Source organism: Kitasatospora sp. NPDC038210 (genome assembly GCF_055600605.1).
Genome location: NZ_JBVJYK010000042.1, coordinates 14,623 through 34,401, shown reverse-complemented (window position 1 = coordinate 34,401; position 19,779 = coordinate 14,623). Strand labels below are relative to the sequence as shown.

21 protein-coding genes are annotated in these 19,779 nt (G+C 73.8%); 13 read left to right on the top strand and 8 right to left on the bottom strand.

Translation table 11 applies throughout. The annotated features are described in order from the left end of the window. Nucleotides 1–73 precede the first annotated feature (73 nt). The 3 genes from ACZ7KX_RS40150 to ACZ7KX_RS40140 all read left to right on the top strand — a co-directional run bounded on the left by ACZ7KX_RS40150 (nucleotide 74) and on the right by ACZ7KX_RS40140 (nucleotide 1,165). The gene (locus ACZ7KX_RS40150) at nucleotides 74–397 is read left to right on the top strand and encodes a heavy-metal-associated domain-containing protein (RefSeq protein WP_470330883.1); all 324 of its coding nucleotides are present in this window, start codon (nucleotides 74–76) and stop codon (nucleotides 395–397) included. Between the two features lie 111 nt (nucleotides 398–508). Then, nucleotides 509–790, top strand: coding sequence for a metal-sensitive transcriptional regulator (locus tag ACZ7KX_RS40145; protein ID WP_470330882.1), 282 nt, complete (start codon nucleotides 509–511; stop codon nucleotides 788–790). An 81-nt stretch (nucleotides 791–871) separates the two neighbouring features. Next, nucleotides 872–1,165 carry a hypothetical protein gene (locus ACZ7KX_RS40140; RefSeq protein ID WP_470330881.1) on the top strand — a complete coding sequence of 98 codons (294 nt, stop codon included), beginning with the start codon at nucleotides 872–874 and terminating at the stop codon, nucleotides 1,163–1,165. A gap of 46 nt (nucleotides 1,166–1,211) precedes the next feature. Here the strand turns inward: ACZ7KX_RS40140 and ACZ7KX_RS40135 are convergent, their stop codons facing one another. The 3 genes from ACZ7KX_RS40135 to ACZ7KX_RS40125 form a co-directional block, all read right to left on the bottom strand. After that, on the bottom strand, nucleotides 1,212–1,754 hold the full coding sequence (locus ACZ7KX_RS40135) for an MOSC domain-containing protein (RefSeq protein ID WP_470330880.1): 543 nt from the start codon (nucleotides 1,752–1,754) through the stop codon (nucleotides 1,212–1,214). 111 nt (nucleotides 1,755–1,865) lie between these two features. Beyond that, nucleotides 1,866–2,195, bottom strand: coding sequence for a branched-chain amino acid transporter permease (locus ACZ7KX_RS40130; protein WP_470330879.1), 330 nt, complete (start codon nucleotides 2,193–2,195; stop codon nucleotides 1,866–1,868). Then, entirely contained in the window at nucleotides 2,188–2,940 is a 753-nt protein-coding gene (locus ACZ7KX_RS40125) for an AzlC family ABC transporter permease (RefSeq protein ID WP_470330878.1), read from the bottom strand. Before ACZ7KX_RS40125 ends, ACZ7KX_RS40130 begins: the two co-directional genes overlap by 8 nt. 62 nt (nucleotides 2,941–3,002) lie before the next feature. Between ACZ7KX_RS40125 and ACZ7KX_RS40120 the strand changes: the two genes are divergently transcribed. Beyond that, entirely contained in the window at nucleotides 3,003–3,461 is a 459-nt protein-coding gene (locus tag ACZ7KX_RS40120; protein WP_350632643.1) for an Lrp/AsnC family transcriptional regulator, read from the top strand. Nucleotides 3,462–3,540: 79 nt separating this feature from the next. Here the strand turns inward: ACZ7KX_RS40120 and ACZ7KX_RS40115 are convergent, their stop codons facing one another. Then, nucleotides 3,541–4,098, bottom strand: coding sequence for a TetR/AcrR family transcriptional regulator (locus ACZ7KX_RS40115; RefSeq protein WP_470330877.1), 558 nt, complete (start codon nucleotides 4,096–4,098; stop codon nucleotides 3,541–3,543). A 209-nt stretch (nucleotides 4,099–4,307) separates the two neighbouring features. On the opposite strand from ACZ7KX_RS40115, the gene ACZ7KX_RS40110 reads away from it, so the two are divergent. Further along, nucleotides 4,308–6,014 (top strand): FAD-dependent monooxygenase, encoded by a 1,707-nt coding sequence (locus tag ACZ7KX_RS40110; RefSeq protein WP_470330876.1) that lies wholly within the window; start codon nucleotides 4,308–4,310, stop codon nucleotides 6,012–6,014. Here the strand turns inward: ACZ7KX_RS40110 and ACZ7KX_RS40105 are convergent. Further along, entirely contained in the window at nucleotides 5,996–6,424 is a 429-nt protein-coding gene (locus ACZ7KX_RS40105) for a DUF4345 domain-containing protein (protein ID WP_470330875.1), read from the bottom strand. The genes ACZ7KX_RS40110 and ACZ7KX_RS40105 overlap by 19 nt on opposite strands. A 148-nt stretch (nucleotides 6,425–6,572) precedes the next feature. Between ACZ7KX_RS40105 and ACZ7KX_RS40100 the strand changes: the two genes are divergently transcribed. Further along, a complete protein-coding gene (locus tag ACZ7KX_RS40100) occupies nucleotides 6,573–7,211 on the top strand; it encodes a TetR/AcrR family transcriptional regulator (RefSeq protein WP_470330874.1) in 639 nt (212 codons plus the stop codon). Nucleotides 7,212–7,329: 118 nt separating this feature from the next. Next, complete coding sequence (locus ACZ7KX_RS40095; protein WP_470330873.1) at nucleotides 7,330–8,604, top strand: cytochrome P450; 1,275 nt, start codon at nucleotides 7,330–7,332, stop codon at nucleotides 8,602–8,604. A 145-nt stretch (nucleotides 8,605–8,749) separates the two neighbouring features. Here the strand turns inward: ACZ7KX_RS40095 and ACZ7KX_RS40090 are convergent, their stop codons facing one another. Further along, a complete protein-coding gene (locus tag ACZ7KX_RS40090) occupies nucleotides 8,750–9,964 on the bottom strand; it encodes a Dyp-type peroxidase (protein ID WP_470330872.1) in 1,215 nt (404 codons plus the stop codon). A 238-nt stretch (nucleotides 9,965–10,202) separates the two neighbouring features. Between ACZ7KX_RS40090 and ACZ7KX_RS40085 the strand changes: the two genes are divergently transcribed. The 3 genes from ACZ7KX_RS40085 to ACZ7KX_RS40075 all read left to right on the top strand — a co-directional run bounded on the left by ACZ7KX_RS40085 (nucleotide 10,203) and on the right by ACZ7KX_RS40075 (nucleotide 13,814). Continuing rightward, entirely contained in the window at nucleotides 10,203–11,360 is a 1,158-nt protein-coding gene (locus ACZ7KX_RS40085) for a right-handed parallel beta-helix repeat-containing protein (protein ID WP_470330871.1), read from the top strand. Nucleotides 11,361–11,564: 204 nt separating this feature from the next. Continuing rightward, on the top strand, nucleotides 11,565–12,299 hold the full coding sequence (locus tag ACZ7KX_RS40080; protein WP_350521168.1) for a sulfite exporter TauE/SafE family protein: 735 nt from the start codon (nucleotides 11,565–11,567) through the stop codon (nucleotides 12,297–12,299). Between the two features lie 168 nt (nucleotides 12,300–12,467). Then, complete coding sequence (locus ACZ7KX_RS40075; protein ID WP_470330870.1) at nucleotides 12,468–13,814, top strand: MFS transporter; 1,347 nt, start codon at nucleotides 12,468–12,470, stop codon at nucleotides 13,812–13,814. Nucleotides 13,815–13,894: 80 nt separating this feature from the next. Here the strand turns inward: ACZ7KX_RS40075 and ACZ7KX_RS40070 are convergent, their stop codons facing one another. Further along, nucleotides 13,895–15,904, bottom strand: a complete 2,010-nt coding sequence (locus ACZ7KX_RS40070; RefSeq protein ID WP_470330895.1) for a heavy metal translocating P-type ATPase — start codon at nucleotides 15,902–15,904, stop codon at nucleotides 13,895–13,897. A 97-nt stretch (nucleotides 15,905–16,001) separates the two neighbouring features. On the opposite strand from ACZ7KX_RS40070, the gene ACZ7KX_RS40065 reads away from it, so the two are divergent. The 3 genes from ACZ7KX_RS40065 (at nucleotide 16,002) to ACZ7KX_RS40055 (ending at nucleotide 18,660) form a co-directional block, all read left to right on the top strand. After that, on the top strand, nucleotides 16,002–16,364 hold the full coding sequence (locus ACZ7KX_RS40065) for an ArsR/SmtB family transcription factor (protein WP_470330869.1): 363 nt from the start codon (nucleotides 16,002–16,004) through the stop codon (nucleotides 16,362–16,364). Between the two features lie 338 nt (nucleotides 16,365–16,702). Beyond that, nucleotides 16,703–17,614, top strand: coding sequence for a ribosome-inactivating family protein (locus ACZ7KX_RS40060; RefSeq protein WP_470330868.1), 912 nt, complete (start codon nucleotides 16,703–16,705; stop codon nucleotides 17,612–17,614). Between the two features lie 197 nt (nucleotides 17,615–17,811). After that, nucleotides 17,812–18,660 (top strand): class I SAM-dependent methyltransferase, encoded by an 849-nt coding sequence (locus ACZ7KX_RS40055; protein ID WP_470330867.1) that lies wholly within the window; start codon nucleotides 17,812–17,814, stop codon nucleotides 18,658–18,660. Between the two features lie 121 nt (nucleotides 18,661–18,781). Here the strand turns inward: ACZ7KX_RS40055 and ACZ7KX_RS40050 are convergent, their stop codons facing one another. After that, nucleotides 18,782–19,660 carry a hypothetical protein gene (locus ACZ7KX_RS40050; RefSeq protein ID WP_470330866.1) on the bottom strand — a complete coding sequence of 293 codons (879 nt, stop codon included), beginning with the start codon at nucleotides 19,658–19,660 and terminating at the stop codon, nucleotides 18,782–18,784. Nucleotides 19,661–19,779 lie beyond the last annotated feature (119 nt).

Genomic DNA, 19,779 nt, shown 5'->3' with positions numbered 1-19,779 from the left:
TTCGCATGAAGGAAGCAGCCGGCCGACCGGGCCACTCCGGAAGGTGGCGGGCACTGACGACAGGAGCACACCCATGAGCGAGACCAGCGAGACCACCCTCACCGTCGAGTCGACCACCGCCGACGCCTCCTGCTGCGGCTCGTGCAGCACCGGCGCCGACGCGGCCCCCGCCGGCGCGGGCTTGATCTCGACCTTCCAGGTCAGGGGCATGACCTGCGGCCACTGCGTCACCTCGGTCACCGCCGAGGTGAAGAAGATCGAGGGCGTCACCGACGTCGCCGTGGATCTCGCCTCCGGCAGGGTCACCGTCGGCAGCACCCTCCCGCTGGCCGACGCCGACGTGGCAGCCGCCGTCGACGAGGCCGGCTACGACCTGGTCGGCCGCCTCGACGGCTGACCCCCGGAGGCCCGGACGGGCGGGCGCCACCACCCGTCCGGGCCGACTCCAACGCCGGAGCGCGCCGGTAGAGTGAGCAGCCTCCTCACCGCACAGGAACCGGAGACGGCCATGGCCAGCTACAGCTCCCACAAGGACGACTTCCTCAAGCGGCTCCGCCGCATCGAGGGACAGATCCGCGGCCTGCAGCGCATGGTCGAGCAGGACACCTACTGCATCGACGTCCTCACCCAGGTCTCCGCGGCCAGCCGCGCACTCCAGTCCTTCGCCCTCCAACTCCTGGACGAGCACATCGAGTGCTGCGTCCGCGACGCCATCGCCGAGGGCGGCCAGGAGGCGGGCGTCAAGGTCCGCGAGGCCAACCAGGCCATCGCCCGCCTCGTCCGGTCCTGATCCGGTACGGGGACCGGTACGGGGCGGGGGTATCTTCGAAGCCTGTCGGGCTTGCGGGGCAGACGAGTTGGGGGATCCGGCATGGCTTCGATCGAGTTCGTCCGCCGACTGGACGGCCTGGTCTACCACTTCGACCAGGACGGCACCTTCCACGGCCGCCCGTCCTTCAAGCGGACCGACCTGGACGTCTGGTGCCGCTGGCTACCCGAGCGCGGCTGGTGCACCGTCGACGCCGCCGGGGTGCCCAACTCCGCACCGCTGCCGGGCGGGACGGCCGCGGAGCCGTTCCCGCCGCTCTGCGCCTGGCGCAGCTGGAAGGCCGGGAAGTCGTATCTCTACGACCTGCGTCGAGTCGACGGGGAGCAGCCGCGCTGACCCTCGGCCCGGACCCCGAGGGCCCGCCGATGGCCCGGCACCGGCCTCAGACCCGGTCGAGCGCCCGGTGCGGCCCGCCCGGCAGTTCGACCGCGATCGCGTCGCCGGGCCGGATCGCGCCGCCGGTGCGGACGATGCCCATGATCCCGGCGCGGCGGACGGTCGTGCCGTCCTCGGCGCGGCCGACGACCTGCTTCAGCAGGCCCGGCCGGTAGCCGTCGATCTGCGCGCACGGGTTGCGCAGGCCGGTGATCTCGACCTCGGCCTCCGCACCGATCCGCAGCACCGCGCCGACCGGCAGGCCGAGCAGGTCCACGCCCTCGGTGGTGATGTTCTCGCCGAGCGCGCCCGGTGCCACGTCGAAGCCGGATTCGGCGAGTTCGGTGAGGAGTTCGCGGTGGATCAGGTGGACCTGGCGCAGGTTGGGCAGGGTCGGGTCCCGGGCGACGCGCGAGCGGTGCTTGACCGTCACCCCGGCGTGCACGTCGCCCTCCACGCCGAGCCCGGCGAGCAGCGTGATGCCCGCCCGGTTGGGCTTGGTGAACGAGTACTCGGCGTTGCTGCTGACCGCCACCACGGTGCCGCTCATGCTTCGGGCCCTCCTCGCGGACGCCTGTTGCCTGTCGCCTGTTCGATCGACCCCGAGCATAGGCCGGGCCCTGACGGGTCGGCAGAGTCGGCTCCCGGGGGAGCGCCGCGGTCAGGGCCCGAAGACCGCGCTGGCCAGGAGGACGTTCACCGCCGTGCCGCCGACGATGCTCAGCAGGACGTTGCGGCGCCACAGGTGCAGCCCGACGGTGACGGCGAGCGCCACCAGGGGCGCGGCGGCCCGCGCCTGGGCCAAGGGGAGGTCGCGCAGGCAGTAGACCAGCAGGATCACCATGACCCCGGCCGGCATCCGGGTGCTGAGGTAGCGGACGGTCCGGCTGGCGCGCAGCGGGGCCAGCGCGGTGAACGGCAGGGCGCGCAGGCCCCAGGTGACGGCGGCCGAGACGGCGACGGCGAGCAGCAGGTAGCGGGCGTCAGGCACCGGACGGCCTCCGCCCGGCGCAGGCGCGACGGACCAGCAGCGCGGCGGTGAAGAGCGTGAAGGCCACCGGCAGCAGTTCGCCGGGAAAGGTGAGCCGCGCGACCAGCACGCTGAGCAGCGCGAGCAGCGGGGTGGGCAGGTCGTCGCGGCGTTCGGCGACGGCCTCCAGGGCCAGGACGGCGAACAGGGCGGTCATCGCGAAGTCCATACCGGTGACGCGCTCGGGGATCAGCGAGCCGAGCAGGGCACCGGCGGTGGCACCGACGACCCAGTACAGCTGGAAGACCAGCTGCAGCGACAGGATCCGCCTGCCGGACCACGACCGGGCCTGCCCGCCGGTGGTCATGGCGTACGCCTCGTCGGTCAGCGCGAAGGTGCTGTATGCCTTGCCTGCGCGCCCGCGCACCCGGTGCAGCGGGAAGGAAAGGGCGTAGAACACGTGCCGCGCGTTGACCAGGAAGGCGGTCAGGGCGATCGTCGCCAGGGGCGCGACCGCCACGGTCAGGCCCACCAGCAGGAACTCGAACGAGCCGGCGTAGACGACGGCGGCGAACAGCGTCGAGGACCACCAGGGCAGGCCGGCGTGGGTGATGACCACGCCGAGGGCGAGGCCGAGCGGCAGCAGGCCCAGCCCGACGGAGGCGGAGTCCTTGAGTGCGGCCCGCGCCTCGGTTCGCCGTGGGGGCGGCGGGGCCGCGAAGGCAGGAGGGAGGAGGTCGCGCAGTGCGACCGGAGGCCTGGACATACCGAAATCTTAGAAGAATTATCGGCACATATGGTTTCAAATAATTCCTCTACGATGGCCACGTGAGCAACGAATTCATCCTCGATGCCATCGATCGCGAAATCTTGTTCCACCTGCGCCAGGACGGGCGGCTGACCAATGTCGAACTGGCCAAGCGGGTCGGTCTGACACCACCCCCGTGCCTGCGTCGGCTGAAGCGCCTGGAGGACGCCGGGGTCATCGCCGGCTACCGCGCCGTGATCAACCCGGAGGCGCTCGGCCAGGGCCTGGAGGTCATGGTCGACGTCGAGGTCTACGCCAACGACCTCAAGACCATCGAGGCCCTGGAGGAGACGCTGGCCTCCTACGAGGAAGTCGTCGAGTTCCGCCGGATGTTCGGCCGCCCCGACTACTTCCTGCGCGTCGCCGTCGCCGACCACGCCGCCTACAGCGCCTTCCTCACCGCCAAGCTCACCGGCCTGCCCGGCATCCTGCGGGTCGAGTCCCACCTCACCATGAAGAAGATCAAGACCGACTCCTGAGGCCGGCGCAGCGGAACCGGCAGGACGCCCGGCCGACGGGACGCCCTGCCCACGAGACGCCCGGCAGACGGGCCGACCGTCAGCTCCCGGACGGTGCCCGCAGCAACGGCAGCACGATCTCGTCCAGGACCTCCGCCACCACGTCGTCGGACGGTACGGCGCCGCCCGTCAGGAAGGCGTCGCGCAGCAGGTCGAGCGGGAGCGAGACGACGCGCGGGGTGATCCGGTCGGGGTTGATCTCGCCCCGGTCGGCCGCGCGGCGCATCATCGCGCCCAGGCTGCCGACCGGCCCCTCGGCGGTGAGCCCGCCGGTGAAGCCGGCCCGCAGTTCGGGATCGCGCAGCAGGTCGACCAGGAAGCCGTGGACGGCGTCGGTCGGCAGGTCGTCGAAGCGGTGCAGCAGACTGGCCATGAAGAGTGCGAGGTCAGCGCGCAACTCGCCGGTGTCCGGCGGCTCCTGGTAGTCGGGGGCGTTGCGGCCGAGGGCGGCGATGACCAGGGCGGCCCGGTTCGGCCAGCGGCGGTAGAGCACCGGTTTGCTGGTCCGCGCCCGGGCGGCGACGCCCTCCATGGTGAGCCGGTCGTAGCCGTGGTCGGCGAGTTCGGCCCAGACGGCGTCCAGGATCGCCCGTTCCAACTCGCTCCCGCGCCGCCGTGACGCGCCGGCCGGCCCGGTTGCCGATCCCGATCCCGCTCTCTCGCTCACCACCGGGCCCCGCGCCTCCTGCGTCCGTCGCACCCACTCTCGTAGATACGTTGCGTTTCTTATCGATCCGAGTCTACAGTCAGAGACAAGAAACGCGCCGTATCTTATGGCCGGTTGGATGGGTATCCAGGGGGTCCGTCATGCGCAACGTCACGCCTGCTGTCACGCACAACGCCACACGCACCACCCCGCACACCGCACGCACCACCCCGCACGCCGCACGACCCGCCGGCGACACCGGCCGGGCCGAGGTCCTGGTGGTCGGCGCCGGCCCGGTGGGCCTCGCGCTCGCCCTCGGCCTGGCCCGCGCCGGGGTGGACTGCCGCGTCATCGAGCGGGAGCCGCAGTTCCGCGACCGCGGCGTCCGCGGCAAGGGGATCAACCCGCGCACACTGGAGGTGTTCGACGACCTCGGCGTCGTGGACGCGATCCTCGACCGCGGCACGCTCGACCTCAAGGTCCGTACGTACGAAGGGAGTCAGCTCGTCGGCGAGGTGGACCCGGCACCCGGAAACCGCCCCACCCCCGACCGCCCGTACGCCGGCATGCTGCTGCTCGGCCAGCACCACACCGAGGACGTGCTGCGCGGACGGCTCGCCGAACTCGGCGTCACCGTCGAGACGGACACCGAACTGGTCGGCTTCACCCAGGACGCGGACGGCGTGCTGGCCACCGTCCGGCGCTCCGGCCGGACCGAACGGCTGGGTGCCCGCTTCCTGGTCGGCTGCGACGGCGGCCGCAGCTCCGTCCGGAAGCTGACCGGGATCCCCTTCCTCGGCGAGACCTGGGAGGAGGAACGATTCCTCATGGCCTCGATGGTGGTCGACGGCCTGGACACCGACGCCATGCACATCTGGAACGACCCCTGGCTCGGCGTCGGCGCCCTGGCCATGATCCCGATGAGGGCCGACGCCAACTGGGCGGTGCACGCCTCCGTCGCGCCGGACGAGCACGGCGCGATCCCCGACCCGACCGCGGAGACCTTCCGCCGGCTGTTCGCCGAACGCGCCGCACTGCCCGGGGTCACGCTGCACGAACCGAGCTGGTCCAGCGTCTGGCGGCCGACGGTCCGCATGGTCGAGCGCTACCGCGACGGCCGGGTGCTGCTCGCCGGCGACGCCGCGCACTGCCACTCCGCGGCGGGCGGCCAGGGCATGAACACCGGCATCCAGGACGCGCACAACCTGAGCTGGAAGCTGGCCGCCGTCCTGCGCGGCGCTCCCGACGCACTGCTCGACAGCTACCAGGACGAGCGCCTGCCCGTCGCCCGCGCCGTCCTCGCCGCCACCTCCGCCCAGCACAAGGCGCTGTTCAGCGCGGACGGCGCCCGCGCACTGACCGACCAGTTCGTCAACCCGGCCGCCGCCGGCTCCGACTTCACCGGACTCTCCGTCGGCTACCGGAGCGGGCCGCTCGGCCGGAACCTCGACGACGCCACCGGCATCCGGGCCGGCGACCGCGCACCCGACGCGCCCTGCACCACCGCCGACGGCAGGCCGACCCGGCTGTTCGACCTCTTCCGCGGCCCGCACTTCACCCTGCTGACCATCGGCGGGCCCACCGATCCGGCCGGCCCGCCCGGTCCGGCCGACCTGCCCGGCCTGCTCGACCTGCTCGACCTGCGCTCCGTCGAGCTGCGCCGGGCCGCCGTCCTCGACCCCGACGGCCACCTGGCCCGGGCGTACGGGCTGCGCGGCGGCGCCGTCGTCCTCGTCCGGCCGGACGGCTACGTCGCGCTGACCGGCGCCACCGGCGACCCGGGTGCCGGCGACCCGGACGACGCCGGCTCGGGCGACGCCGGCTCGGGCGACGCCGGGCGCCCCGGGGGCTACGCCCCGGTGGCCTGAGCCGGGGTGGAGAGCCGCGGCGACGCCTCGGCCCACGCCCGCTCGTCCGCGTCGGCGAGCCAGAAGTAGACCGGAGCGAGCCCGAGTTCGATCCCCATCGGCACCACCTGGAAGCCGTGCGGCCACCCGTCCACCGCGATGGACAGCACCCGCCCGAGGCCGCCCAGCAGGAACACCGCCGCCAGCCACCGCACCACCCGGGCCGGCACCGGCGCCTGCCGGGCGGCCCAGATCCAGGCGGCGCCGTACCCCACGAAGATCGCGCCCATGAAGCGGCCGAAGCTGTCGATCGTGGGGCCGGCGTCCGCGGCCCCGGGCACCGCGGCGTTCCCCACCAGGATGTGGAAGAACCCGATCGCCACATCGGCGACCCCCATCGCCCACACGAGCACCCGCAGTGTCTTGGCCATGACCCGTCCACCCGTCGTCGGTTCCCGTCGGAGAGCGCCCGCTCGGCGCACGCCCTCAGCGGCATGCGTCCTCACGACGCACGCCCTAGTTGACACGCGTCTACTAAGCTCGACCACAAGTGGACACGTGTCAAGTAACCTGGCGCGCATGCCAGTCCACGAACGACGCCGTCGGCTCTCCCCCGCCGAGCGGCGCGCCCAGCTGCTCTCCGTCGGCGCCCGGCTCTTCGCCGCCCGCCCGTACGAGGAGGTGCTGATGGAGGAGGTCGCCGAGCAGGCCGGGGTCTCGCGTGCGCTGCTCTACCGTCACTTCCCGAGCAAGCACGACCTGTTCGCCGAGGTCTACCGGCAGGCGGCCGACGAGCTGCTCGCCAAGTCCCGGTTCGATCCCGCCGACACCCTGATCGAGCAGCTGGTCGAGGGCATGGACGCCCACCTGGACTACTTCGTCGCCAACCGGCACGCCGTGCTCGCCGCCAACCGCGTCCTGGCCGGGGACCAGGTGATCCAGACGATCATCACCGAGGAGCTCGACGCCCTGCGCGGCCGACTGCTCGGCGTCCTCCCGCTCGCGGACGAGACGGCGCGGCGGACCGTATCGCAGATCCTGCGCAGCTGGCTGGTGTTCGTCCGGGTGCTGGTCCTCGACTGGCTGACCGAGGAGAGCTGCACCCGCGACGAGCTGCGCGACGCCTGCATCGGCGCCGTCCTGGGCGCGCTGCGGCCGTTCCTGCCCGGCGTGCCGTTCGGGGGCATACCATCGGGCACAACGGGAGAAGCGCCATAAGCCTCCAATTCCCTATGAAAATATGACAGTTGGATTCTCCATCCTCCTACTCCCCACTCCCTTCTCCCGTCGACCAGCCGGCCCGCCCACCCGCCGCCCGCCGACCCCGAAGGGACCCATGGACTCCGCCGCCGCCACCAGGACCGCTCTCCCTCCGCTCCACCGGCTCCCCGTCTCCCCCGTCCGGCCGCCCCACCCGACCACCCTCCCCGACGGCACCCCCGCCTGGCTGGTCACCCGCTACCACGACGTCCGGCAGGTCCTCGGTGACCCCCGGATCACCCGGGCCGACCTGCACGACGTGGGGACCGCGGGCGCCACCGCCGATGTCGCCGCCAATCCGGCGTCCCTGTTCAACCAGGACGGCCCCGCCCACCGCCGCCTGCGCGCCACCGTCCAGCGGGCCTTCACCCCGCGCGCCATCGCCGGCTGGCAGCCCTGGGTCGCGGCCGCCGTCCAGCAGTCGGTGGACGCGCTGGTCGCGGCAGGACCGCCGGCCGACCTCGTCGCCGCGTTCACCCGGCCGGTGCCGTTCGCCGTCACCACCCGGCTGATGGGGCTCGACGGCGACGGTCCGGACAGCCTGGACGAGGAACGGCTGCACCGCTGGACCCTCGCGCTTCTCGCCCAGGGCGGCGCCCCCGGCGACGGTTCCGCGGACGGGGACGGGGACGCGAACGGCGACACGAGCGCGGACGACGCTGCGGACGCGGACGACGACGCCGCCGACCACATCGAAGCCCTCGCCGAGTACGGCGCGTTCACCATCGAGCTGATCGAACGCCGCCGCCGCGAGCCCGGCGACGACCTGGTCAGCCGCCTCGTCCAGGCCGCCGACCACGACGGCGGCATCCCCGAGGAGTCCCTCGTCCACCTCGTCGCCGGCCTCACCGCCAGCGGCAACGAGAGCGTCGCCGGCGCCCTCGGCAACGCCCTCGTCTACCTCCTCGGCGAACGCGCCGAGCACTGGCCCCGGCTCGCCGACCCGGACACCGCCGAGCGGACCGCCGAACGCCTGCTGCACTTCATCCCGCTCGGCGACGACGAGGCCACCATCCGCCGCGCCACCGCCCCGATCGATCTCGGCGGTGCCACCATCCCGGCCGACGCCGTCGTCGCCATCAGCCTCGGCAGCGCCAACCGCGACCCGGACATCTACCCCGAGGGCCTCGACGCCGACCTCGACCTCCCCCTCGCCGCGCCCACCCTCGCCTTCAGCGCCGGTCCGCACTACTGCATCGGCGCCTGGCGCGTCCGCCTCGAAATGCGCGAATCCCTCCGGCGCCTGGCCGCCGCCCTGCCCGGCCTGCGCCTCACCACCCCGGTCGCGGAGCTCGCGTGGCAGCTCGGCAGCACCACCCGGAGCCCGGCCGGGATTCCGGTCGACTGGTGAACCGCACCGGGCCGTACCGCCCCGACCGCAGGCGGTGCGGCCCGCGCGCGGCACCACGCCCGCGCCAGGCACCACGCCCGCGAACGGCGGGTACGGCCCGCGAACGGCGGGTACGGCCCGGTACGGCGCTACGGCCCGCGGGCGTTCAGCCGAACAGTCCCGCCCCCAGCGCCCCGCCCTCCTCCGCCCCCGGCAGCACGTACACCACCGCCGACGCCGTGTGCTCCAGGAACGGGTTGAGCGCGTCCCGCGCGGCCAGCCGGTTCTGCACCCGGGTGAACTGCGCCGGGTCCCGCACGAAGGCACAGAACAGCAGGCCCCGGTCGCCCGGCCCGTCGTCGTAGCTGTAACCGCGCCGCAGCATCCGGGCGCCGCCGTCCAGCCGGGGGCTGGAGAGCCGGACGTGGGCGGTGGCCGGGATGAGGTACGAGCCGTCGGGGTTCTTCGCGTAGATGTCCGGCTCGTCGTGCTCCGCCGAGCCGGTGAGCGGCGCGCCGTCGCCCTCCCGACGGCCCATCGCCAGGTCCCGGCGGTCCGCGGGGAGGGCGCCGAAGGCCGCGGTGTCCATCCGGATCCGCCGGTAGACCAGGACGGTCCCGTGCCGGTGCGGGCCGGGCGGGCCCCAGACCCACTGCCGGGCGGCCTCCTCGTCCGGGTTCGCGGTGCCGTCCTTGAAGCCGAACAGGTTCCTCGGCGTCGTCCCCGCGGCCGTGCGGGGCAGGAAACCGGACTGCGTCCACCGCACCGACGCGCCCGCCGCCCCGGCCGCCGCGCCGACCTGCTCGGCGACGACGGACAGCGGCCACCGGTCCGCGGCGCACAGCTGGACGAGCAGGTCGCCGCCGCCGCGCGCCGGGTCGAGCCGGTCCCCCGGGAAGGCGGGCAGCTCCGCCAGCACCGGCGCCGGAACGTCCAGCCCCAGCCGGGAGGCGAGCCCCGGCCCGACCCCCACCAGGCTGCTGAGCCGGGCCGGTTCGCCGCCCTGCAGGCGCGCGTCCGCCGACGTGCCGCCGACCGCTTCGGCCAGCACCCGGGTCAGCTCCCCGAGCAGGCCCCGCAGGGCGGTACGGCCGTCCGAGGTGGCGGCGGGCGGCAGGTCGAACGCCAGCAGCTGGGTGGCCGGCTGCTGCGGGGCCGTCACTCCGGCCTGCCGCTCGCCGTGGAAGGGAACCGTCGGCTCGGGCGGCGGCGCCGCAGCCCGTCCGCCGTCGCCCCCGCGGGTGAACGCCGTGATGCCGGCGCCGACCCCCGCACCGACCCCGGCGGCCAGCGCCGCGCCGCCCGCCAGCAGGGCCCTTCGGTCCACACCGGGGCCGACAGTTCGTGGCCGGTCCTGCGCCTTTCCGGTTTCGGCATGCATGGGCGACATTGGAGACGATAGAACACGCCTCATGCAACTTTTGACCACACGTCAATTCCGCTCCGCCACAACCCGGCGCCCCGGAAAGGCGGTCCGGACCCTCCTCCCCGCCCTGCTCAGTGCCGCCGCGCTCGTCACCTCCGGCTGCTCGTCCGAAGGTTCGACCTCGTCCGATGCAAAACACCCGGAAGGAACGGTCGTTCGGGTCCCACAGCACTTCCCGACCGTCCAGCAGGCCGTGGACGTGGCCCGCGAGGGCGACACCGTCCTGGTCGACCCGGGCACCTACCGCGAGAGCGTCCGGATCACCAAACCCCGGATCGTGCTGCGCGGCACCGACCGCAACACGGTGGTGCTCGACGGCGGCGTGCGCCTCGCCAACGGCGTCACCGTCACCGGGCCGGGCTCGGTGGTCGAGAACCTCACCGTCCACGGCTACCTCGCCAACGGCGTCCTGTTCACCGGCGTCACCGACGAGAAGCTGCAGCAGCGCGGCGCCGGCGGCTCCGCCTACGACCCCCTGGACACCGCCCGCTTCCCCGCCGTCCAGGGCTTCCGGGCGACCCGCGTCACCGCCTACGACAACGGCCTGTACGGCATCTACGCCTTCGACGCGCGCGGCGGCGTCATCGAGGACTCGTACGCCTCCGGGCAGGCCGACTCCGGCATCTACGTCGGGCAGTGCAAGCCCTGCGACACCCTGGTGCGCGGCAACACCGTCGAGCGCAACGCCGTCGGCATCGAACTCACCAACGCCTCCGACGGGTTGACCATCCTCGGCAACAAGGTCAGCGGCAACCGGGTCGGCGTCACCGTCAACTCCAACGACCTGGAGGCCCTCGCCCCGCAGCACGGCGCGGTGATCGCGGGCAACGTCGTCACCGACAACAACGCCGCCGACACCCCCGAACAGGCCGACGGCGGCTTCGGCATCGGCATCGGCATCGGCGGTGGCACGGCGAACCAGGTGCAGCGCAACCTCGTCCGGGGCAACCGCGCTGTCGGCATCGTCATCACCGACCCGCCCGGCCACCCGGCGAGCGGCAACCGCGTCGAGGGCAACCGCGCCACCGGCAACGGCACCGACCTCGCCCTGGCCTCCGCCGACCCGGCCAACTGCTTCAGCGGCAACCAGCCCGCCGTACAGAGCCCGGAGAACCTGGAGGCGGTGGCGGGCTGCGGGGTCCAGGGCCGCGGACCGGTGCCCGCCGGCCGCACCAGCCCGGTCCAGGCGCCGCCCGGCATCCCGTTCAGCCAGGTCCCGGCCCCGCCCGCGCAACCGTCCCTGCCCGACCCGACCGCCCCCGCCCGCCCCGCAACCGACCTCCCGGGTCCGGTCGACCCCGCCGCCTACCCCCTCCCGGACACCGCCGACGCCGTACCCCCTGCCCACTGACGACGGAAGCGCCGACCCGCGCCGACCCGGCGCCGCGAACGACCGGCCGGGCCCTGCGGCCTCCCCACGCCGCGGGCCCCACCGCCCTCCCCGGGCCGGCCTTCCCGAGCCGGCCTCCCGCACCGGCCCCGCCCTGCCCCGCACCGGCCGCAACTCGCCGGTGCGGCATGATCGGTACGGACCGCCCGCCGACCGAGGAGCCCGATGGACCACGGCTGGATCACCGTCCTCCTCCTCGGCTGCACCGTGCTCGCGGGCGCGTCCGTCCAGCGGCTGACCGGCATGGGCTTCGCCCTCGTCGCCGCACCCGTCCTGGTCCTCCTCCTCGGCCCGAGCGGCGGGGTCACGCTGTCGAACCTCGCCGCCGGCGTCATCAGCGCCGTCGGCCTGCTGGGCAGTTGGCGGCAGGTGCGGCTGACGGCGATGCTCCCGCTGATCCTCGCGGCAACCTGCACCGTCCCGGCCGGGGCGTGGGTCGCGGCGGAGGTGCCGGAGCCCGCGCTGCTGATCGGCATCGGCGTCCTGGTCAGCCTGGCCTCGCTGCTGGTCCTGCGCGGGGCCAGGGCGTCCGCGCTGCGCGGCGTCGGCGGGGCGCTGGTCGCCGGCGCGACCAGCGGGTTCATGAACTCGGCCGCCGGGGTGGGCGGCCCTGCCGTGTCCCTGTACGCCGTCAACACCGGCTGGACAGCCCGTCAGTTCGTACCCAATGCGCAGTTCTACGGCGTGGTGGTGAACGCCGTCTCGCTGGCCACCAAGGGCCTGCCCGGGCTGGGCGCGTCCGCCTGGTGCCTGGTGGCCGCCGCGCTCGCGGGCGGAGCGGTGATCGGCCGGCTGCTCGCCGAGCGGGTGGCGGAGGACCGCGCCCGGCTGGTGGTGCTCGGTCTGGCGCTGGCGGGCGGGCTGACCACGCTCGTCAAGGGCGTCTCCGGTCTCGGCTAGCCCGGGGCCGCGGCCGGAGGGGAAGCACCCCGGGGTCCGCGAACCCGCAGGACAGTCCGGACAGCTCAGGACGTCCCCGACTTCCCTGCCGACACGGTCAGTTCAGGACACCCCGGGCAGTTCGGAATCCGCCCGAACAGTCCTCCGCGGACATGACATACTGCGTCGGTGACCGCAGCAGACCTGGCAGAGAAGCCACCCAAAAGCCGTCCGCGACTGGGCCGGAAGTTCACCCTGCTGTGGTCCGCCTCGGCGATCTCCTCCGTCGGCGACGGCATGCGGGAGTCGGCCCTGCCCCTCCTGGCGGTGGCGGTCTCCGACTCGCCCAGCGCGGTCTCGGTGGTCTCCGTCGCCACCTCGCTGCCCTACCTGCTGATGTCCCTGTACGGCGGCGTGCTCGCCGACCGGTCCGACCGGCGGCGGCTGATGTGGACGATCGACGCCCTGCGCGCCGTCGTCGTCCTGGGCTTCGCCGCCTGGGTCTTCGTCGCCGACCCGCCGCTGGTCGCGCTCGCCGCGGTGGCCTTCCTGCTCGGCTGCGGCGAGACGGTCTTCTCCAACGCCGCCACCTCGGTCGTCCCGGAGGTGGTCCGCCCGGACCAGCTCGACACCGCCAACGGCCGGATGCAGGCCAACATGCTCGTCGGCGGGAACCTGATCGGCCCGCTGCTCGGCTCGGCGCTGTTCGCCGTGGCCGCCGGCTTCCCCTTCACGGTGGACGGCGCCTCCTTCGCGCTCGCCGCCGTCCTGGTCGCCGCGACCGGCCGCTCCACCGCCGCCCGGGCCAAGGCCGGCCGCCCGGTGCTCACCGAGATCCGCGAGGGCGTCAACTGGCTGGTCCGCCACCGCGAGGTGCGGATGCTCGCCGTGCTCTCCGCCCTCGGCGCGATGACCTGCTTCATGGGCACCACCATGATGGTCCTGATGGTCACCCGGGTCGTGCACGCCCCCGCCGCCTCGTACGGCATCGTCCTCGCGGCCGGCGCGATCGGCGGCACCGCCGCGAGCACCCTGGCCGGCCGGCTCAGCAGCCTGCTCAACCGGGGCACCAGGATCGCCCTCGCCTTCCTGCTGATGGGCGTCTCGCTGATCCTGATGTCGCTGAGCAACTCGGTGTTCGAGATCGCCGCGCTGTACGGCGTGATCGGCTTCGGCATCGTGACCTGGAACATCCAGGCGATCTCGCTGCGCCAGCAGGCCGTCCCGAAGGAACTGCTCGGCCGGGTCAACAGCTGCTACATGCTGCTGACCCGACTCGGCATCATGACCGGCGCCGCCCTGAGCGGTTGGATCGCCTCCGCCACCAGCATCCGGACCCCGATCGTGCTGGCCGGCACCCTGCTGCTCGCCCTGCTGGTCGCGGTGCTGTTCCTGCTCCCCCGGATGACGGCGATGGAGACCCCGCGGGCCGAGGCCCCCGCACCGGAGGCCGCCGACGCCGACGCCGACGCCGCATCCGCCGCCACCGGCACCGGCACCGGCACCGCCGACGACGCCCCGGAGAAGGGCGAGTAACCTCACGCCGGGGGAAGGCGGCTCCTCCCGGCGAGGCACGGCAGCCGGACCGGCGCCGAGCGCGCGCGGCAGGACGCCCCTCAGCCCCCGGCCCCCGCAGGAACCCCGACCTCCGCACGGGCCCGGGACCACGCCGCCTCGCGCAGCAGCCGCAGGCCGTTGAGGCCGACGATGACGGTCGAGCCCTCGTGGCCGAGCACGCCGAGCGGCAGCGGCAGGGTCGCGACCAGGTCCCACACCACGAGCACCGAGATGAACACCGAGGCGATCACCAGGTTCTGCACCACCAGGCCGCGTGCCCGCCGGGAGAGCGCCACCACGGCGGGAACGGTGGCGAGTTCGTCGCGGACGACCACGGCATCGGCGGTCTCCAGCGCCAGGTCCGAACCGGCCCGGCCCATCGCGACACCGGTGTGCGCGGCCGCCAGCGCCGGCGCGTCGTTGACACCGTCGCCGACCACCAGCACCTTCCGCCCGTCCGCCTCCTGCTCCCGTACGGTGGCGACCTTCTCCCGCGGCAGCAGCCCGGCCCGGACCTCGGTGATGCCCACCTCGGCGGCGACCCGGGCGGCCGCCCGCGGGTTGTCGCCGGTGAGCAGCACCGGCGCGCGGCCGGTGAGCCGGGTCAGCGCGGTGACGGTGGCGGCGGCGTCCGGGCGCAGCCGGTCGGCGAGCCCGAGCACTCCGACCGGGACCCCCTCCACCTCGACCAGGACGGCGGTGCGGCCGGCCTCCTCCCATGCGCCCGCGACCTCGACGGCTTCGGCCGAAGCGGCATCGGTCCGTCCGTTGATCAGCCGCACGGGTGCGCCGACCGCGACCACCCGGCCCTCCACGGTGGCGGTGACGCCCGCCCCGGGCACGGAGGCGAAGTCCCCGGCGGGCGCCGGGGTGAGCCCACGGGTGCGGGCGGCGTCCACGACGGCGCGTGCGAGCGGGTGCTCACTGCCGTGCTCGGCGGCGGCCGCCAGCGCGAGCAGTTCGTCCCCGGAGAGGCCCGATCCGGCGAGCGGACGGATGGCACTGACCTTCGGTGCGCCCTCGGTCAGGGTGCCGGTCTTGTCCAGGGCGACGGCGTCGGTCTGCCCGAGGCGTTCCATCACCACGGCGGACTTCACCAGCACGCCGTGCCGTCCGGCGTTGGCGATCGCGGAGAGCAGCGGCGGCATGGTCGCCAGCACCACGGCGCACGGCGAGGCGACGATCATGAAGGTCATCGCCCGCAGCAGCGAGCCCGTGAGCGCCGCGCCGAGGGCGAGCGGCACGGCGAAGACGGCGAGGGTCGCGATCACCATGCCGAGGGAATAGCGCTGCTCGACCTTCTCGATGAACAGCTGGGTCGGCGCCTTGGTCGCGGACGCCTCCTCGACCATGGCGACGATCCGGGCGATCACGGAGTCCGAGGCGTCCCGGTCCACCGTGACGCGCAGTGCGCCGGTGCCGTTGAGGGTGCCGGCGAAGACGTCGTCGCCGACGCTCTTGGCCGCGGGCATCGGCTCACCGGTGATGGTGGCCTGGTCGACCTCGCTCGCGCCGTCCAGCACCCGCCCGTCGGCGCCGATCCGCTCCCCCGGACGGACCAGGACGGTGTCCCCGACCGCCAGCTCCTCCACCGGCACCGTCTCCTCCCGGCCGTCGGGCAGCAGCCGGGTCGCGGTGGCCGGGGCGAGGTCGAGCAGTCCGCGCACCGAGTCGGCGGTACGGGCGGTGGCGAGCGCCTCCAGCGCCCCGGACGTGGCGAAGATGACGATCAGCAGGGCGCCGTCCATGACCTGGCCGACGGCGGCGGCGCCGAGTGCCGCGACGATCATCAGCAGGTCGACGTCCAGGGTCCTCTCGCGCAACGCCCGCAGCCCCGCCCACGCCGGCTCCCAGCCGCCGGTGGCGTACGCGAGCGCGTACAGCGGGCCCCAGGCCCAGGCGGGTGCGCCGGCCTGCTGGAGCGGCAGCGCGATCAGGAAGAGCGCCGTCGCGGCGGCGGCCCAGCGGGCCTCCGGCAGCGAGAGCACCCGGGTGCGCCGCCGGGGCGCGGAGTCCGGACGCGGTGCGGCCGGGGGTGCCGGGCGCTCGGCCAGGGTGGAGGAGGACATGGCGGAGAGGACCTTCGGGGCGGGGTCGGCCAAGGACTCGTCCACCATACATGAACATATGAACGCTCCTTCATGCGTAAGTTGTACTATTGGCCGCATGGGTCATGGAGCCGCCACCACCGCCGTCCCGCACACGCGCCTGGACGCCGTCAGCGCTGCCCGGGTGGCCACCACCCTCCAGGCCCTGGCCACCCCTTCCCGCCTGCTGATCCTCTCCCGCCTCCGCGAAGGGCCGTGCGCCGCCACCGAACTCGCCACCGAGGTCGGCCTGGAGCAGTCCGCCTGCTCGCACCAACTGCGGCTGCTGCGCAACCTGGGTCTCGTGGTCGGGCAGCGCCAGGGCCGGCAGGTCGTCTACGCGCTGTACGACAACCACGTGGCGGCGCTGCTCGACCAGGCGGTCTACCACATCGAGCACCTGCGCCTGGGGCTCGCGGACACGCCGGACCTCGCGGAGTAGCGCCCGGACGAAGCGTCAGGACCGCCGACGAGGAGTGAGAAGTCGGCGGGTCCGACTTTCCGCGCATGCGCTCGCCGCCTTCGCCCTCCCCACGCGGTCGCCACCGGCAAGTCCGGCTTCGGACTCCTCCGAGAACCCCTCACTGAGCGGTGCCCTGCCCGACCCGGGTGGGGCACCGCTCTCCTCGTCCCCGGACGGCGTTCGCGCGCAGGTCAAAGGGCATGCACGACAGGACAAATGCGCAGCGGGAATGCCCGGATGCTGGATCGGAACGCTGGGACCGCGCCCGGTCGCGGTGGCCGGCCCCCTCCGATCACTCGTCCTCCGAGAAGGAACCCGTGCTCAAGAAGACCTCCTCCGTACTGCTGTCGATCTCGGCGGCCACCGCACTCCTCGTCTCCCTGGCGGGCACCGCGTCCGCGGCGACCGCCCCCGCCGAAGCCCCGGCCGCGGTGAGCCAGGCGGGGCCCGCGGCCGGGAACCGGGCGGCTGCGCTGGTGAACTGGCCCGTCATCGACTGGGACATCACCGACATCACGGCCGGCGGCGGCGAACACGCGCGCCGTTACTGGAACCTGATCGACGCGATCCACCGCGAGAGCTACGGCGATGCCACCAACGCCGACGGCACCCTCCAGCAGACCACCCGGAACACCAACCGGCTGATCCAGGTGCGGGTCAACAACGAGGGCCACCACGTCGTCTCCGTCTACCTGTGGGCCGACAACCTCTATGTCGCGGGCTTCTACTCGCCCGGCGCCAACCTGCACTGGGCCTTCCAGGACGGCCGCCAGCAGCAGTTCCAGAACGACATCGGCGTGACGGCGCGGCTCATGCCGCGCAACGGCAGCTACCTCAGCCTCAACGGTGGAACCACGCGCGAGAACCTGCACCTCGGCGCCCAGGCCGTCTTCAACGCGATGTGGGACCTGAACAACGTCGGCACCTGGGACCAGACCCGCATCGACCGGGGCATGCTGATGGCCATCACGGTCTTCTCGGAGGCCGCGCGGTTCGGGCCGATCTTCAACCGGGTCCACGGAAACATCAACTCCTGGTCCGACACCCAACTGAGCGTCGACTACCGCGACATGGAGAACCAGTGGGGCGCGCTCTCCCGAGCCGCCCACAACTGGCGGCAGGGCCGGCCGGCCTCGGTGCGGCTGATCGGCAACAACGTGACGAGCTTCGACCAGCTGCGGCGCGTGGTCGGCTTCGTGGAGCTCCACGGCTCCGAGGCGCTGCTGTAGCGCCTGCCGGGCAGCCGACGTGACGCCGGAACGGCGCCTCGCCCGATCGGGGGGTGAGGTGCCGTTCCGCCTTCCGCACAACCGTTCTGAATGGCCGTCAGAATGATCGACCCTTGCGCCGGACCGTACGGGTACCTATCGTTCCCATGTATCGGACCGATACATCGAACCGATACCCCGACCCCGGAGGAGTTGCGATGCGGCAGACCGGCACCAGCACCGGCACCAGCACCGGCACCGGCACCGGCACCGGCACCGGCACCGAACAGCAGCAGGACGAACGGCGGCTCCACAGCTCCTCGTTCGGCACGGCCGCGGGCGCCTACGCCGAGCACCGCCCGGACTACGCGCAGGCCGCGGTGCGCTGGGCACTCGAACCCGCCCCCGGCCCGCGGGTGCTCGACCTCGGCGCCGGGACCGGCAAGCTCACCGGCACGCTGCTCGCGATGGGCATCGACGTCGTCGCCGTCGAACCCGACCCGGCCATGCTCGCCGAACTGCGCCGCGAACTGCCCGCCGTACGCGCCCTGCCGGGCAGCGCCGAGTCGATACCGCTGCCGGACGGGTCCGTCGACGCCGTGGTCTCCGGCAACGCCATGCACTGGTTCGACATGGACGTCGCGGGGCCCGAGATCGCCCGGGTCCTCTCCCCGGGCGGAGTGCTGGCGGGCCTGTGGAACGTCTTCGACGACGGGGTCGACTGGGTGGCCGGGCTCGCCCGGGTCACCGGGCCCGCAGCCATCGGCCCGCGCGACGTCCCCGCGAGCTGGCGCACCGAGACGGCCGGGATGCACCTCCCCAAGTCCGGCGGCGACGCCCGGTTCGACTCGCCGGAACAGGCGGAGTTCCCGCACGGCCAGCGCCGGACCGCCGACTCCCTCGTCGCGACCCTCGGCACCAAGGCGGGCATGCTGGTGATGCCGGAGCCGCAGCGGGAGGCCGCCCTGGCCCGGACCCGCGCCTACCTCGCCGGCCGCGCCGAGACCGGCAACGGCGAGTTCACCCTCCCGATGCTGACCAGCGTGCTGCGCGCCCGGCGGAGCTGACAACCGATCCGACGGCCGAGCGGACGGCCGAGCGGACGGCCGAGCGGACGGCCGAGCGGACGGCCGAGCGGACGGCCGCGGTGCCCCGCCCGGGCGGGGCACCGCGGCCCTGGCCCGGGGCCTAGCGGCCGCTCCCGCCCGCCGCCCTCCCGCGCAGGGACACCCCGAAGCGCGTACGCAGCCGGTGCACCTCCCACCAGGCCACCGCGGTGACCGTCGCCGGGCCGCCGACGATCGAACACAGCTGCACGGCCGGCGGACCGGGCGGCAGCCCGCCGATCGCCAGGCCGATCAGGGCCAGCTCCCACACCAGCACCACGGTCAGCACGGGCGGGAACACCGCGTGCACCCGGTCCATCGTGAAGGCCGTCCGGACGACCGTCGGCGAGGCGAACGCCACGAACATCAGCGCCCAGACCGGCACCGCCAGCATCAGGATGTCGAACAGCTGGCCGACGAACAGCACCTGGACCGACCCCTGCACCTTCTGGGCGAGAAAGAGCAGCACAGGCACCGCCGTGCACGCGCCCACGTACCGCAGCGCCATCAGCACCGCCGGGCGCACCTGGGCCCGCATCGCGGGCCGCGCGGCGGGCCCGGCCAGCCGGAACAGCACCCCCACCACCGCCGGCGCCGTCACCAGCACCAGCCACGGCGTGATCACCAGCCGCAGCTCCCACTGGTCGTTGGCCTCGCTCCAGTCCCCGGGCGACCCGTACACCGCCAGCACCGTGAACCCCGCGGCGAGCGCCAGCCACCCCCGGATCCGCTGCACCCGCAGCACCACCGGATCGCTGATCCCCCGCGGCCCGGGCGCCACGAACACCCGCCGCGCCAGCTGCCGCGCAGACCGCGCCATCGGGTAGAGCCCCAGCAACAGCAGGAACGGCCACAGGCAGAACAGCAGCGGCAGCCACACCCACCCGCCGAGCGCCCGCCGAGCGGGCGCCACCACCTCCCGCAGGGTGGGCCACTCCTCGCCCCGGAAGCGCTGCCACAACGGAACACGGCCCTGCGGCTGCCACGGCGGCTGCGGCCACGGCGGCCGGCCCTGCCGCTGTCCCGGCCCCGGCCCCGGCCCCGGCCCCTGTCCCGGCCACGGCCCGTATCCCTGTCCGT